Here is a 13064-nt window from a genome sequence, read left to right on the forward strand (position 1 = left end):
ATTCTGCGCTACCGTCGCACGCATGGCGCACCCCGACCCCGAGCCCGAGTCCAAGCCGGGCCCCGACACCGAGCCGGCCCCGGCAGCCGAGGCCGAGACCGGTTCGGAGCCTGCGGCCGACACCGGGCCGGACGCGGAGGCCGGCACCGGGCGTGAGGCCGAGGTCGAGGAGAGTGCCGAAGCCAAGCAGCAGCGGACGATCATCCGCTTCCTGTGGTCCTGCTCCTGGCTGACCGTCCTGACCGGCGTCTTCCTGCTCTCCGGGATACTCCAGACCTACAAGACCTACAGCGCGCTGGCGTGGCTCGGTGCGGTGGTGGCCTTCCTCTGCCTGGTCACGCTGGTCGCCGCGTACGTCGCCTGCGCGCGCGGGAAGCTCACCCTGCGGACGCGCCTGCTCGGCCCCTTCGACCTGTTCCAGCTGAGCACCGTGGTCATGGCGATCGCCGTGATCTGCGGGCTTCTCATACCGTCGAGCAACACCGCCGCGCTCGCCCTGGTCCTCCCGTGGGCCCTGACCTACTGGATGTACGGCCTGGACCGGACGAAGCCGCCGACTACTTGAGGTGTGCCCGCAGATAGTCCAGGTCGGCCTTCTGCCCGTTGTTCGCGTTCGGGGTCTCGACGACGACCGGTGCGCCGGCCGCCTGCACGACCGCGACGATGTCGGCCGGGTCGATATGACCCTCCTCGAAGTTGCTGTGCCGGTCCGCACCCGAGCCGAACTCGTCCCGTGACCCGTTGGCGTGGACGAGGTCGATCCGCCCGGTGATCGCCTTCACCTTCTCGACGATCGTCGGCAGTTCCTCACCGGCCGCGTGGAAGTGGCACGTGTCCAGGCAGAACCCGACGTTCTCCAGCCGGTCGTTGCCCGACGCCTGCACCGCCTCCCAGAGCCGCGCGATCCGGTCCAGCTGCCGGGCCATCGCATTCTCCCCGCCGGCCGTGTTCTCGATCAGCAACGGCACCGGCAGCTCGGCCCGCTCGATGCACTTGCGCCAGTTGTCGAACCCGGCCTCGGGGTCGTCCTCGTCGCCGACGTGGCCGCCGTGCACGATCACGCCCTTGACGTCGATCTCGGCCGCCTTGTCCAGCGTCTGCTGCAACAGCTTCCGGCTCGGGATCCGGATCCGGTTGTTCGTGTTTGCGACGTTCAACCGGTACGGCGCGTGCACGTAGAGATCCACGCCGGCCGCGGCGGCGCGGGTCTTGAGCGCCTCCTCGCCATCGGCGTACGCAAGCTTGGGCGCCTTGTAGTCCTGCGGGTTCCCCAGAAAGAACTGCACCAGGTCGGCGCCCCGGTCGGCCGCCTCCGCCAGCGGGTCTTCCTGGTCCACATGCGCACCGAGCTTCACAGTCATGACCCCACCCTAGGACTCCCCACGGACAGTTCAGGAACCCCATCCCGCCGACCGGGTCACCGTCCGCTCGTCGTCGCTCGGCGGCTGGACCGGGCGACCCTCGAACTCGGTGGACAGCACGATGTGGGTGTTCATCTCACCGTGTTCGCCGAGTCGCTCGAACAGCCCTTCCAGGTGCCGCATCGACCTCACTCGCACTCGCAGCATGGAGCAGGAGTTGCCGCTGAGCTTGTGGATCTCCAGTACTTCCGGGAAGTCCTCGGCGCGGGTGGTCTTCAGTAGGCATCGGCCGGTCGTGCAGCGCATCTGGACGAACGCCGAGAGCGGCTGACCGGCGCGGGCCGGGTCGACCTCGGCGCGGTAGCCCTTGATCACGCCGGCCTCTTCCAGGCGGCGTACCCGGTCGGCAACGGCCGGCGGGGAGAGATTGACCCGCTTGCCGAGCTGGTTGAACGACAGCCGGCCGTCGGACTGCAGGGCGGCCAGGATCTGCCAGTCGGTGGAGTCGAGTTCGCGCTCCTGAAAGGTCATGTCCCCAGAACACCTTCGATATCGCTCGTCCACAAGGGCAGACGCCTTCCTTCGAGCATTCAGCGCGGCGGTCCGCCTTTCTAGCGTGGTAGGCATGCTGATCCCAGTCGTTGTCGCCGCCGCCCTGATGAACGCCGCGATGGTCGCTGCCAGTGCGGTCAGCGCGATCCTGATCGCCGACGACCTCGGTCCGGCACTGGCCGGCCTCCCCAACACCGCAGGTGTCCTCGGCACGGCTGCCGGAGCGATGGCAGTCGGCCGCTGGACAGCTCGCCTCGGACGCGCCCAAGCCCTCCGGACCGGGTACGGCGTGGGCGTCGCCGGGGGAGCGTCGACAGTCCTGGCAGCCGTGGGCGGACCGATCACGCTCCTCTTCGTCGGCATGTTCCTGCTCGGCGTAGGCAACGCCGCAAGCCTCCTGTCCCGGTACGCCGCCGCCGACGCCGCACCCCCTTCCCGGCGTTCCCGGGCCATGAGCACGGTCATCTGGGCCAGCACGTTCGGCGCTGCAGGCGGACCGTTCCTTATGGCACCGTCTCAGTCCTTTGCGTCCGGCTTCGGTCTCCCGGCGATCGCAGGCCCGTTTCTCCTCGCCCTGGTTGCCGTCTTCTCCGCACTGGTCGCTTCGACCTACATCCGGCGTACGAAGGCGACCGAAGTGAGGCAGGTCCGTCGAGTGTCGGGCGGTCGCTCAGTACTACTGGCAGCCGGCGTCATGGTCGTGGGGCAGTTGGTGATGGTGTCGGTGATGACAGCAGTCCCCGTCCACACGCACCTGCACCACGACGGACTCGGTCTGCTGGGCGTCATGTTGTCTGTCCACACCCTGGGGATGTTCGCGCTTTCCCCACTGACAGGCTGGTGCATCGACCGCTTCGGGCCTCGCGTAGTCACGCTGGCAGGGCTAGCCGGGTTGCTGGCGGCCGCAGTACTGGTCACGCGGACCGGACTGGTCTTCACTCCGGCACTGTTCTTGCTGGGCTACGCGTGGAACCTCTGTTACCTCGGCGGCAGCGCCCAGCTGGGATCAGCCGAGCTCGAGAGCCGCGTGGAATCGTCGATCTGGACGGTCTCCGCGCTCGCCACTGCCACCTCGCCGTGGCTGTTCACGCTCGGCGGCTTCCCCGTGCTTGCGGTGATCTCGGTGATTCTCGCCGTACCGTTGCTCCTACTGGTGCTCCGTCGCGGTGAGCGGATCGTCGTATCCCCGTGACACAGAGTCATCACAACAGACCTGTGGATATGGTCAAGGCGCCGTCCGGACGCTGGTATTCTCTTGGATGTGGCCCGGTCCTCGACCGGGCTCGTTGCTTGGCGTCGACGGCAATTGTCGGCGTGGAGCACAATCGCATCGCCCTCCTGCCACGGAGAGACCGTGGCCGCCAAGTCCGAAGGAGGTGGAGTTCGCGCATGCGTCGTTATGAAGTCATGGTGATCCTCGACCCGGAGCTCGATGAGCGCACCGTGGAGCCGTCCATCGACCAGTACCTGAACATCGTCCGCAAGGAAGGTGGCACGGTCGAGAAGCTCGACATCTGGGGTCGTCGCAAGCTTGCCTATGACGTGAAGAAGAAGTCCGAAGGCATCTATGCCGTCGTCGACCTGACCGCCGAGCCGGCGGTGGTGAAGGAGCTCGACCGTCAGCTCACGCTGAACGAGTCGATCCTGCGCACCAAGGTCATCCGGCCGGACCAGCACTGAACCTGGGGTCGTCAGCAGCCATCGGTACTGTCGGCACCGGCCGGTACCAATAGCTGTAGACACAGCCACACCCGATAGCAGGAGGAACGGCAATGGCAGGCGAACCACCTATCACCCTGATCGGAAATCTGACGGGTGATCCGGAACTGCGTTTCACGCCCTCGGGCGCCGCGGTGGCGAATTTCACCGTCGCGTGCACTCCGCGGACGCTGGACCGGCAATCGAACGAGTGGAAGGACGGGGAAACCCTCTTCATCTCGTGCGCGGTGTGGCGTCAGGTTGCCGAGAATGTTGCCGAGTCCCTGACCCGCGGTTCCCGGGTCGTCGTCACCGGCCGCCTCAAGGCGCGCAGCTACGACGACCGCGACGGGAACAAGCGCACCGTCTTCGAGTGTGACGTGGAGGAGATCGGCGCGAGCATGCGCTACGCGACGCTGAAGATCTCCAAGACCTCGCGTTCCGACGGTGGCGGTTTCGGTGGTGGCGGTGGTGGCGGCCAGCAGTTCGGTGGCGGCGGCAACCAGGGAGGTGGCAACCAGGGCGGCGGCTACGGCGGCGGTCAGGGCGGCCAGCAGAACGACCCCTGGGCAACCCCGCAAGGTGGTGGCGGCCAGTCCGCCCCGCAGAACGACCCCTGGGCCAGCCAGGGCGGCGGCTCGATGGAGGAGCCTCCGTTCTGATCGGCCCGCAAACCCGTTAGGGACCATTCCGGCACTCGCCGGGCTCTGGAAATAGGAAGAGAGCACCACAATGGCCAAGATCATTCGGAAGCCGAAGAAGAAGGTCTGCGGCTTCTGCAAGGACAAGGCGACGTACGTCGATTACAAGGACACCGCGCTGCTGCGCAAGTTCATCTCGGACCGCGGCAAGATCCGCGCCCGCCGGGTGACCGGGAACTGCGTGCAGCACCAGCGCGATGTCGCGACCGCTATCAAGAACGCTCGTGAGGTGGCCCTGCTGCCGTACACGAGCACCGCTCGCTGAGGGAGGCGCGGACCATGAAGCTCATCCTGTCTCAGGAGGTCGAGGGCCTCGGGGCTCCCGGCGACATCGTCGAGGTGAAGGACGGCTACGGCCGTAACTACCTGGTCCCGCGCGGCCTGGCCATCGGCTGGACCCGCGGCGCCGAGAAGCAGATCCAGACGATCAAGCGGGCGCGTGACGCCCGGGCGATCCAGGGCAAGGAGCACGCGAGCGAGGTCAAGAACCAGCTCGAGCAGCTCAACGTGACCCTGGCCGTCAAGGCCGGCGACACCGGCCGCCTGTTCGGCTCGGTCACCCCGGCCGACATCGCCACGGCGATCAAGTCCGCGGGCGGCCCGCTGGTCGAGAAGCGCGCGATCGCGATCGCGTCGCCGATCAAGACGACCGGCAAGCACCAGGTCGCGGTCCAGCTGCACCCAGAGGTGGCCGCCACGGTCCGCCTCGAGGTAGCCGCCAGCTGACCCCATCAACACCCGAAGGCCCGCGCCCCCCGAAAGGGAACGCGGGCCTTTCGCCTTCCCAGGGTCTTGTCCTCCACCGGCTCGACCGGCTCAACCGGCTCGACCAGCTCGACGGGCTCAACCGGCTCAACCTGCCCGACGGGCTCGACCGGCTGGACCGCTCGACGGGCTCGATCGGCTCGACCAGCTCGACGGGCTTGCCGAGGGGTTGTTCAGCCGCCGGGTTGTTCCTGGACGGTCGGCCATTCGACTGGAGCGGGTTCGGACGAGCTGTCGCTGGTGTCGTCCGACTTCGTCACCGCCGGCCACTCGACCGGCGCGGGCTGCGCGGCCTCGCCGTCGTTGTCGTCGGGCAGGGCGACCGTCGGCCACTCGGTAGGTACCGGTTCGTTGTCATCGGCAAGCGCCTGGGCGGACGGCAGCAGCAGCACACCGACCGCCGCCAGCGTCAGCACCGCCCGGCGCAGTGGTTCGTTCATCGGGGGGCCGGGTTCAGTGCGTAGAGGACTGAGGCGTAGACGATGATCGCGTGGTTGCCGGCGATTCCCCACGGGCGGACCGGAGCCGGGTCGAGCAGGTGCTGTGGCTTGCCCGGCGTGACGGCGTACATCTTGCTGCCGATCGTGCCGTAGATGAACGGGCTGGTGATCGACAGTGGATGGAAGTCCTGGATCCGCACGGTCCCGGGGGTGGCCAGGTTGATCAGGCATTCACCCCAGGCGGCCATCCGGCGGTTCGGGTCGGGCACCCAGTCCCAGGACTGGACATCTGTTGCCGACGCCGGCTGGCAGACCGCGACGACCTTGCCGCTCGCGGTCGAGTGCACAGTGGGGATCACCTTCTCGGGATCCTTGGTCTGCCAGACCGCCAGTGCGTAGTCCGGACTCGCGGCGAGCACCTGCTGGGGCTTGTCGGAGATCGCGCCGCCAGGCTTCTGCGGCGTGATCTTCTGCAGCGGCTTGTCCGGCGCACTCCAGAACAGCGGGCCACGGTACTGCGACATCAGCGCGCGATCGCCTTCGGCCAGCAGGATCGTCGACAGCCGCGGCTGGTTCGGCACGGCCTTGAGCTCGCCGCCGGACATCACCATCGCGCCGCCGGTCCCGCTCAGCGTGATCAGCGGGGACTTGCCGAAGAACTGCACCTTCGCCCCGTCGGGGAGCCCGACCTTCTTCGGCTCCGCGCCGCCGCCGGCCCAGTAGATCAAGGTGTCCTGCGTGGCGACCGCCAGGACCAGCTTGCCGTCGATGGTCGTGTAGACCGGGCTCTCGGCGTCGTTCGGTACCTCGTCCTGCCACAACACCTTGCCATTGGCATCGAAAACCGCGACCTTCCCGTCGGCGGTCAGGATGGCGACCTCGGTGCCGTCCGGCTTGACCGCGGGCGAGGTGTTCTCGGCGATGTTGACCGTCCAGCCGGCGTGGGCCGTGAAACCCGGCGGCACGTTCCCCGGCGGGAACTCGTCCGGGCTGACCTGGGGCGCCGGGAGGGACGGCAGCAGCGGGGACGCGGTGACGGTCGGCTTCTTGTGCAGGTTGGGCTTGATCACGGCGACGAACACGATCGTGCCGATGACCAGGACGCAGCCCACGACCATCGCGACGACGATCGGCCAGATCGGCTTCTGGCCGCCGTTGCGGCCCCGGCCGGAGTCGGCCTCGATCGCCTCGACCTGTCCGTCCGGGTGGATGATGAGCGGCCAGGAGGCGCCGTCGGACTCGACCGCGGTTGCCTTCACCGCGCGGCCCAGCTGGGCGGCCCGCTCGCTGACGAGCTGGATCGCGGCCTGTCGCGGATCGTGGTGATTGACCGGGTGGCTCCGGCCGGCGATCTTCACCTCGGCGTTGTGGTCGTCGTACAGCCGAATCGTGACCTTCGGCCAGGAGGGGATCTTCTCAGCCACGATGTCCTCTCATTCCCGCCACAGATCTCCCTCGCTCATCCGACTCCGACGTCCTCGTTCTAGCATGTCCCCCGCACGAGGCATGCCAGGGATTCCGGGCAGGCAGAAACCACACGAGCCCGGCGGCTCGACTGACCCCGACAAGGGGGTAGAAACATCCTCGCCTGTGGATGGGTCACGAAAGTACACCCGGAAAGCGAGAGAATACTGTGGGCGACAGCCTGTGACGCACCGCGAGAGGAGGGGCCATGACGCAGAACCCGTGGACACGAGATCAGTCTCCGGGTCCGCAACCGCCGTCACCGCGCCCCACCCAGCCGGACCTCACCCCTCGGGGGCCGTCCGCCCCGCAGCACGGGGTGCCGGCGCCCGCGGAGGATCAGCGCCTGCCCAAGTTCGCGATCCCGGTGGCAGACACGTTGTGGTGGGTCGGTGTGCACGGTGGCGCCGGCGAGTCCACGATGTCTCTGCTCCTGCCGGGGACCCGGGCGGCCAACCACCGTTGGCCGATCCCGCCGCCGCCGGTGCCGACCCCGGTGATCCTGGTCGCGCGCACCCACGGGTCCGGTCTGCGTGCCGCGCAACGAGCCGCGATCGAGTGGGCCTCGGGTGTCGTCCAGGGAGTGGCTGTGCTCGGCCTGGTGCTGATCGCGGACGCACCGGGCCGGCTGCCCCGCGTGCTCGACGACTTCGCCGACATCGTCGGCGGAGGTGTTCCGAGGGTCTGGGACATCCCCTGGATCGAGGAGTGGCGCAGAGGGGAGGCTCCCACGCCTGACAACACCCCGGACGAGGTCTTCGAAGTCCTTGAATCCATCTACGCTCTTCGCGCGTCAAACCCAGCGGACTACCCCGCCCCGTACTGAAAGGTATTCACAACCATGATGTTGGTACACCACGTGGTCATGGAGCTCAACACCATGACGCTCCCGCTCGACGCGCCTCCCGGCGTCCAGCCCGGCCTGGACAAGGTGCTCGGCTGGGTCAAGTGGATCGCGTACTCGGTCTGCACGCTCGGCATCCTGATCGCCGGCGGCATGATGGCTGTCGGCCAGCGCCGCGGTGAAGGTGGCGAGCACGCCGCCCGCCTCGGTTGGGTCCTGGCGGCCTGCATCGTGATCGGTGCGGCGACGGCACTCGTCGACGCCCTGAAGTGATCGTGGTCAGCGGCGACCTGCTCGGAGGCTGATCGCAGGTGGGACTGTTCAGCAGGGATCCGGATTCCGATGGCGATTCTGACGGCGAAAAGCGCAGCTTCCTCGAGGAGCGTGGCTTCGTCGCGTCGGCGATCGTCATCGGAGCCGTGCTCATCTGCCTGCTGGTCTGGGCGGTTGCCAGTAACGGCTCGGACACTCCGGCAGCCAATCCCAGCCAGTCGCCGAGCACCATCGCCCCCACTGAACAGCCCACGGAGTCGAGCGGGCCGCCTGCCACGCCGACCGGGCAGCCGACCGAGCAGCCGACCGCTACCAGGACGGCTCCGCCACCACCGAACAGTCACACCGGTGGGTGCCACGACAGCAACCCGGATCAGGCGATCCCGCGGCTAGCCGCGCCGGCTGCGGTCACGTGGCAGTTCGAGGGCGAGATGCTGGTCCCGATCCAGGCTGCGGCCGGGCCTGCGTCCACCTCCGCGAACGGCGTGCGCTCCTGCTTCGCGCACTCGCCGACCGGCGCGGTGTTCGCGGCGATGGTTCTCCTGGGCCAGGTGCAGAACCCTGAGGTCAGTCTCGCCGCGTTGAAGACGCGGGTGCTGCCCGGTCCGGGCCGGGACGCTGCCATCGCCGCGGCCAGGTCCGAGATCCAGACCCCGCCGACCGAGGCCGGCGACGTGCAGTTCTCCGGCTTCAAGGTGCTCTACTACCCGCCGAACGCCACCACGACGATCATCCAGGTCGTTGCGAACCTCAACAACAAGGCGTACGGCGCACTGCAGATCACCATGCAGTGGTCGCACGGCGACTGGTACGCCGTGCTGCAGGACGACGGCACCTTCAACGGCTCGGTCGAGCCGGACATCCTGTCCAGTCTCAACGGCTACGTTAGGTTCAGTGGTGCGTCATGATCGCCCTTGGATGTTCCAAGTGGCCGTGGGACTGGGACGACTGCATCCGGGACGGCCTGCAGACCGCGATCCAATGGGCCTTCGGCAAGTTCTTCGACTTCATCTTCCAGGCCATCGCCACCGTCGTCGTGAATGCCGTCGAGGCGGTGATGAAGGCCGTCGCCCTGCTCTGGATCAACATCCAGACCCCGGACATCGCGCAGAACACCCCGGCCATCTGGGTGCAGCAGCACACGAACTTCATCATGGTGTTCATCGCCTCGCTCGCGGTCATCGTCGGCGCGGTCCAGATGGCGATCTCGCACCGCGGTGAGCCGGCCAAGGAGATCCTCCGGTCGCTGATCACCCTGGTCGTAGTGACGGCCTCCGCGACGGCCTTCGCCGGGACGCTGATCGCGGCAGCGGACGGGTTCTCCACCTGGATCGTCCACGAGGCGCTGAGCGCCAAGAATCACTGTGTCGCCGTCCCGGTTCTGGACACGGCCAATCCGGCGAATACCAAGGACGCCTGCTTCACCGATGCGCTCACGGAAGCGCTGGTGAATCCGCTGAAGAGTCCCGCCGAGCAGTTCGGCTGGTTGCTCGTGATCTTCGTCGGCATCCTGATGGTGATCTCCTCCATCATCCAGCTCGCGCTGATGATCATCCGCTACGGCATGCTCGTGCTGCTGGTCGGCGTGCTCCCGCTGACCGCGGCCGCGACCAACACCGATATGGGGATGATGTGGTTCAAGCGGTCGCTCAGCTGGCTGGCCGGATTCATCATCTATAAACCGGTCGCGGCACTGATCTACGCGACCGCGATCTACCTGATGTCGGTGCCGACCGTGGACGGTGCGCCGGCCGGGACGCCGCAGACCCTGAAGATCGTCACGGGCGCCACGATGATGGTCCTGGCGATCGTCGCGCTCCCCGCCATTCTTCGATTCGTCTCCCCGAGGACGTCTTGACATGATTCCGCTCAACTGGGCCACGGATCTGCTGAAAGAAGCCGTCTCGGCGGTCCTTGCCCCCGCTATGGAAGCGGTGATGAAGTTCGTGTTCCAGCCCATCCTCGACGCAATCTCCGGTGCGGTCGGGACCTTGATGTCCACGATCGCGACGTTCTGGATCTACGTGCCGACACCGTCGGTCGAGGGCTCTCCGGGCCAGCCGGCCAACGACACGGTCAGCTGGGTCTGGTCGCACACGCAGTTCATCGCGCTGTTCATCGCGGCGATCGGGCTGATCGTCGGCGCAATCCAGATGGCCTGGACGCAGCGCGGTGAGACGGCTCGCGATCTGCTCCGCTCGCTGATCACCCTTAGTGTTGCCTCGGCCTTCTCGATCGCCGTCGCGCAGGCGCTGATCACCGCCGGCGACACGTTCTCCAAGTGCATCGTCAGCTCCTCGCTGAGTTCGAGCGGAGACCTCTGGATCAGGAACTGCGACAAGATGGGCTCCGGCGACGCGAAGGCGTTCGGTGCGAGCATGTCCGTGGTGCTGGGCTTCGCCGCGGTCGCGGCACTCGCCGGTTCACCGCTGCTGATCGGCATCATGATCGCGGTCGGCATCCTGTGCGTGATCGCCGGCGTGATCCAGATCGTGCTGATGGTCGTCCGCAGCGCGATGCTGATCCTGCTGCTCGGCGTACTGCCGATCTCGGCCGCCGCGACGAATACCGAGATGGGCCGAAATTGGTTCAAACGAATAATCGCGTGGTTGCTCGCCTTCATCCTCTACAAACCGGTGGCGGCGATCGTCTACGCGACAGCGATCCGCCTGGTCTCGAACAACGGCGCCCCGCTGCACTTCGACGGCACCAACGCGGCCGACGTCGGCAGCCTGGTGATGAACGTGATCACCGGCCTGACGATGCTGGTGCTCGCGCTGTTCGCGCTGCCGGCCCTGATGCGGTTCATCGTGCCGATGGTCTCGGCGACCGCGGGCGCGGCCGGCGCGGGCATGCTCGCGGCCAGGATGATGCCCGGCATGGACAAGCTCGGCGACCTGGCGAACAAGCAGACCAGCCAAGGCGCCGACGACGGCGGCGGGGGCGGAGGCGACGGCCCGACCGGCGCCCAGAACGTCGGCAGAGCACAGCAGCAGGCACCGAGCGGTAGTGGCGGAGCCGGTGAGGGCGCAGCGGGCGCCGGTGAGGGTGCCGCGGCCGGTGGCGAAGGTGCGGCAGCCGGAGCAGGCGCTGGTGCTGGGGCCGGGGCTGGAGCTGGAGCGGCGGGTGCAGGTGCCGGCGCCGCGGCGGCCGCGCCGGTAGCGGCTGTGGCTGCTCCGATCGTGGTGGGTGTCGCGGTTGCCAAGGGCATCTCGGACGCCGGCAAGGCGGCCGCGGCCGAGACCACCGACCAGGGCGACGCGGCCGCGCAGTCTTCGTCCCAGAGCAGTGGCCCGAGTGGAAGCGGCGGCACCGGCGACCCGAACCGGGGCGGAGGCCGAGGACAGCAGAGCAGCGGAGGCAACCAGCCTCCACCTCCGTCTGGCCCGAGTGGCAGCGGCGGAGGCGACGACCAACCGACACCGGAAGGCCCAAGTGGCAGCGGCTGAGAACGTACGACGCGCACCTCGCACCTACGGCAACTGGCGCCAGCCCGCCTCGGCGGGTATCGGCGGTTTGGGCATGCTCGGCACGGCCATCCTGATGGGTGGCCTGCTGATGGTCGTCATCGCGACGATGTCCGGCGGTCTGCCCGCAGCGATGATCACGCTGCTGGTCGTCGGCGTCGTACTGCTGCTGCTGATGACCAAGGACAAGCATGGGCAGTCCACGCTGCAACGGATCTCGACCCGAATTGGATGGCAGCGAGCAAAGATGGCAAAGCACAACATCTACCGATCCGGTCCTCTCGGCCGTACCGCGTGGGGCAAGTTCCAGCTCCCCGGCCTGGCCGCCTCCTCCCAGCTGAGCGAGTACCAGGACTCGTACGGGCGCCCGTTCGCCCTGCTCTACTACCCGAGCACCCGGCATTTCACGGTCGTCATCAACGCGGAGCCGGACGGCGCCTCGCTGGTGGACGAGGACCAGGTGGATGTGTGGGTAGCGCATTGGGGACAGTGGCTGGCGTCGCTCGGTCACGAGCCGGGCATCGTCGCTGCCTCGGTGACGGTCGAGAGCGCGCCGGACACCGGCATCCGGCTACGTCGTGAGGTCGGCAACAACATGATGGACGGTACGCCGGCCATCGCCCGCGCGATGCTGACCGAGGTCGTGCAGACGTACCCCGAGGGCTCGGCGCTCGTCTCCGCCCGGGTCGCCCTGACCTTCAAGGGCACCGACCGCAGCGGCAAGCGCCGCAAGGAAGACGACATGGGTCGCGAGCTCGCGGCCCGGCTGCCCGCGCTGACCCAGAGCCTGAACGCGACCGGCGCGGGTGCGGCCCGTCCGGTCAACGCGCAGGAGCTGTGCGAGGCGATCCGGATCGCCTACGACCCGGCGTCCGCCGTCCTGATCGATGAGGCTCGCAGTCAGGGCATGCCGCCCGAGCTCCAGTGGACCGACGTCGGCCCGTCCGGTGCGCAGGCGTTCTGGGACAAGTACCGGCACGACTCGGCCTGGTCGGTGACGTGGCAGATGTCGCAGGCGCCACGTGGTGAGGTGTTCTCGTCGGTGCTGTCGCAGCTGGTCGCGCCGCATGTCGACATCGACCGCAAGCGCGTCACCCTGCTCTACCGTCCGCTGGACGCTGGTACGTCGGCCCGGATGGTCGAGGCCGACAAGCGCAACGCGTCGTTCCGTGCCAGTACGTCGAGCCGGCCGTCGGCACGCAGCCTGGCCGAGGCGCGGGCTGCCGAGCGGTCCGCGCAGGAGGAAGCGCGCGGTGCGGGTCTGGTCAACTTCGGCATGGTCGTCACCGGCACGGTGATGACGGTCGAGCAGATCCCGGACATGATCGCCGCGATGGACAATCTGGGCGCGACGGCGCGCGTCCTGCTCCGCCCGGCGTACGGCTCGCAGGACTCCGCCTTCGTGTCCGCGCTGCCGCTGGGCGTCGTCCTGCAGAACCACTTGGCCGTGCCGGCCGGCCTGCGGGAGTCTCTATGATCGAGCAAAGCAGCACGGTGAC

Annotated in this window: 16 protein-coding genes; 12 read left to right on the forward strand and 4 right to left on the reverse strand. The window is 67.9% G+C overall.

Annotation, left to right across the window (positions count from 1 at the left end):
- The first annotated feature begins 22 nt into the window (after positions 1-22).
- On the forward strand, positions 23-565 hold the full coding sequence (locus AB0J62_RS36735; protein WP_363881496.1) for a hypothetical protein: 543 nt from the start codon (positions 23-25) through the stop codon (positions 563-565).
- Here the strand turns inward: AB0J62_RS36735 and AB0J62_RS36740 are convergent.
- On the reverse strand, positions 558-1361 hold the full coding sequence (locus tag AB0J62_RS36740) for a deoxyribonuclease IV (RefSeq protein WP_134106526.1): 804 nt from the start codon (positions 1359-1361) through the stop codon (positions 558-560). The genes AB0J62_RS36735 and AB0J62_RS36740 overlap by 8 nt on opposite strands.
- 30 nt (positions 1362-1391) lie before the next feature.
- Positions 1392-1892 carry an Lrp/AsnC family transcriptional regulator gene (locus AB0J62_RS36745; protein WP_363881499.1) on the reverse strand — a complete coding sequence of 167 codons (501 nt, stop codon included), beginning with the start codon at positions 1890-1892 and terminating at the stop codon, positions 1392-1394.
- Between the two features lie 94 nt (positions 1893-1986).
- Here AB0J62_RS36745 and AB0J62_RS36750 point away from each other — a divergent pair, with 94 nt between their 5' ends.
- The 5 genes from AB0J62_RS36750 to rplI all read left to right on the forward strand — a co-directional run bounded on the left by AB0J62_RS36750 (position 1987) and on the right by rplI (position 5038).
- A complete protein-coding gene (locus tag AB0J62_RS36750; RefSeq protein WP_363881501.1) occupies positions 1987-3105 on the forward strand; it encodes an MFS transporter in 1119 nt (372 codons plus the stop codon).
- Positions 3106-3302: 197 nt separating this feature from the next.
- Positions 3303-3593, forward strand: a complete 291-nt coding sequence (gene rpsF, locus AB0J62_RS36755; RefSeq protein ID WP_130386399.1) for a 30S ribosomal protein S6 — start codon at positions 3303-3305, stop codon at positions 3591-3593.
- Between the two features lie 92 nt (positions 3594-3685).
- On the forward strand, positions 3686-4273 hold the full coding sequence (locus AB0J62_RS36760) for a single-stranded DNA-binding protein (protein ID WP_363881504.1): 588 nt from the start codon (positions 3686-3688) through the stop codon (positions 4271-4273).
- A 70-nt stretch (positions 4274-4343) separates the two neighbouring features.
- On the forward strand, positions 4344-4577 hold the full coding sequence (rpsR, locus tag AB0J62_RS36765; protein WP_012924539.1) for a 30S ribosomal protein S18: 234 nt from the start codon (positions 4344-4346) through the stop codon (positions 4575-4577).
- Positions 4578-4591: 14 nt separating this feature from the next.
- Positions 4592-5038, forward strand: coding sequence for a 50S ribosomal protein L9 (gene rplI, locus AB0J62_RS36770; protein WP_134106530.1), 447 nt, complete (start codon positions 4592-4594; stop codon positions 5036-5038).
- Positions 5039-5250: 212 nt separating this feature from the next.
- Here rplI and AB0J62_RS36775 read toward each other — a convergent pair whose 3' ends face one another.
- Both AB0J62_RS36775 and AB0J62_RS36780 read right to left on the reverse strand, forming a co-directional pair.
- The gene (locus tag AB0J62_RS36775) at positions 5251-5517 is read right to left on the reverse strand and encodes a hypothetical protein (protein WP_363881506.1); all 267 of its coding nucleotides are present in this window, start codon (positions 5515-5517) and stop codon (positions 5251-5253) included.
- Positions 5514-6941: a hypothetical protein gene (locus AB0J62_RS36780; protein ID WP_363881508.1), complete on the reverse strand. Its 1428-nt coding sequence runs from the start codon at positions 6939-6941 to the stop codon at positions 5514-5516. The genes AB0J62_RS36775 and AB0J62_RS36780 overlap by 4 nt, the downstream gene beginning before the upstream one ends.
- Positions 6942-7189: 248 nt before the next feature.
- Between AB0J62_RS36780 and AB0J62_RS36785 the strand changes: the two genes are divergently transcribed.
- Genes AB0J62_RS36785 through AB0J62_RS36810 form a run of 6 tightly spaced genes read left to right on the forward strand, consistent with a single transcriptional unit; the run spans position 7190 to position 13042 of the window.
- Positions 7190-7807 carry a DUF6668 family protein gene (locus AB0J62_RS36785; protein WP_363881510.1) on the forward strand — a complete coding sequence of 206 codons (618 nt, stop codon included), beginning with the start codon at positions 7190-7192 and terminating at the stop codon, positions 7805-7807.
- Positions 7808-7822: 15 nt separating this feature from the next.
- Positions 7823-8098, forward strand: a complete 276-nt coding sequence (locus AB0J62_RS36790) for a conjugal transfer protein TrbC (protein ID WP_134106534.1) — start codon at positions 7823-7825, stop codon at positions 8096-8098.
- A gap of 38 nt (positions 8099-8136) precedes the next feature.
- The gene (locus tag AB0J62_RS36795) at positions 8137-9006 is read left to right on the forward strand and encodes a hypothetical protein (protein ID WP_363881513.1); all 870 of its coding nucleotides are present in this window, start codon (positions 8137-8139) and stop codon (positions 9004-9006) included.
- Positions 9003-9956: a hypothetical protein gene (locus AB0J62_RS36800; RefSeq protein WP_363881515.1), complete on the forward strand. Its 954-nt coding sequence runs from the start codon at positions 9003-9005 to the stop codon at positions 9954-9956. Before AB0J62_RS36795 ends, AB0J62_RS36800 begins: the two co-directional genes overlap by 4 nt.
- Position 9957: 1 nt before the next feature.
- Positions 9958-11547: a hypothetical protein gene (locus tag AB0J62_RS36805; RefSeq protein WP_363881517.1), complete on the forward strand. Its 1590-nt coding sequence runs from the start codon at positions 9958-9960 to the stop codon at positions 11545-11547.
- Positions 11534-13042: an SCO6880 family protein gene (locus AB0J62_RS36810; RefSeq protein ID WP_363881519.1), complete on the forward strand. Its 1509-nt coding sequence runs from the start codon at positions 11534-11536 to the stop codon at positions 13040-13042. Before AB0J62_RS36805 ends, AB0J62_RS36810 begins: the two co-directional genes overlap by 14 nt.
- Positions 13043-13064: the final 22 nt, after the last annotated feature.

This window comes from Kribbella sp. NPDC049584, from assembly GCF_040675555.1.
GTDB lineage: Bacteria > Actinomycetota > Actinomycetes > Propionibacteriales > Kribbellaceae > Kribbella.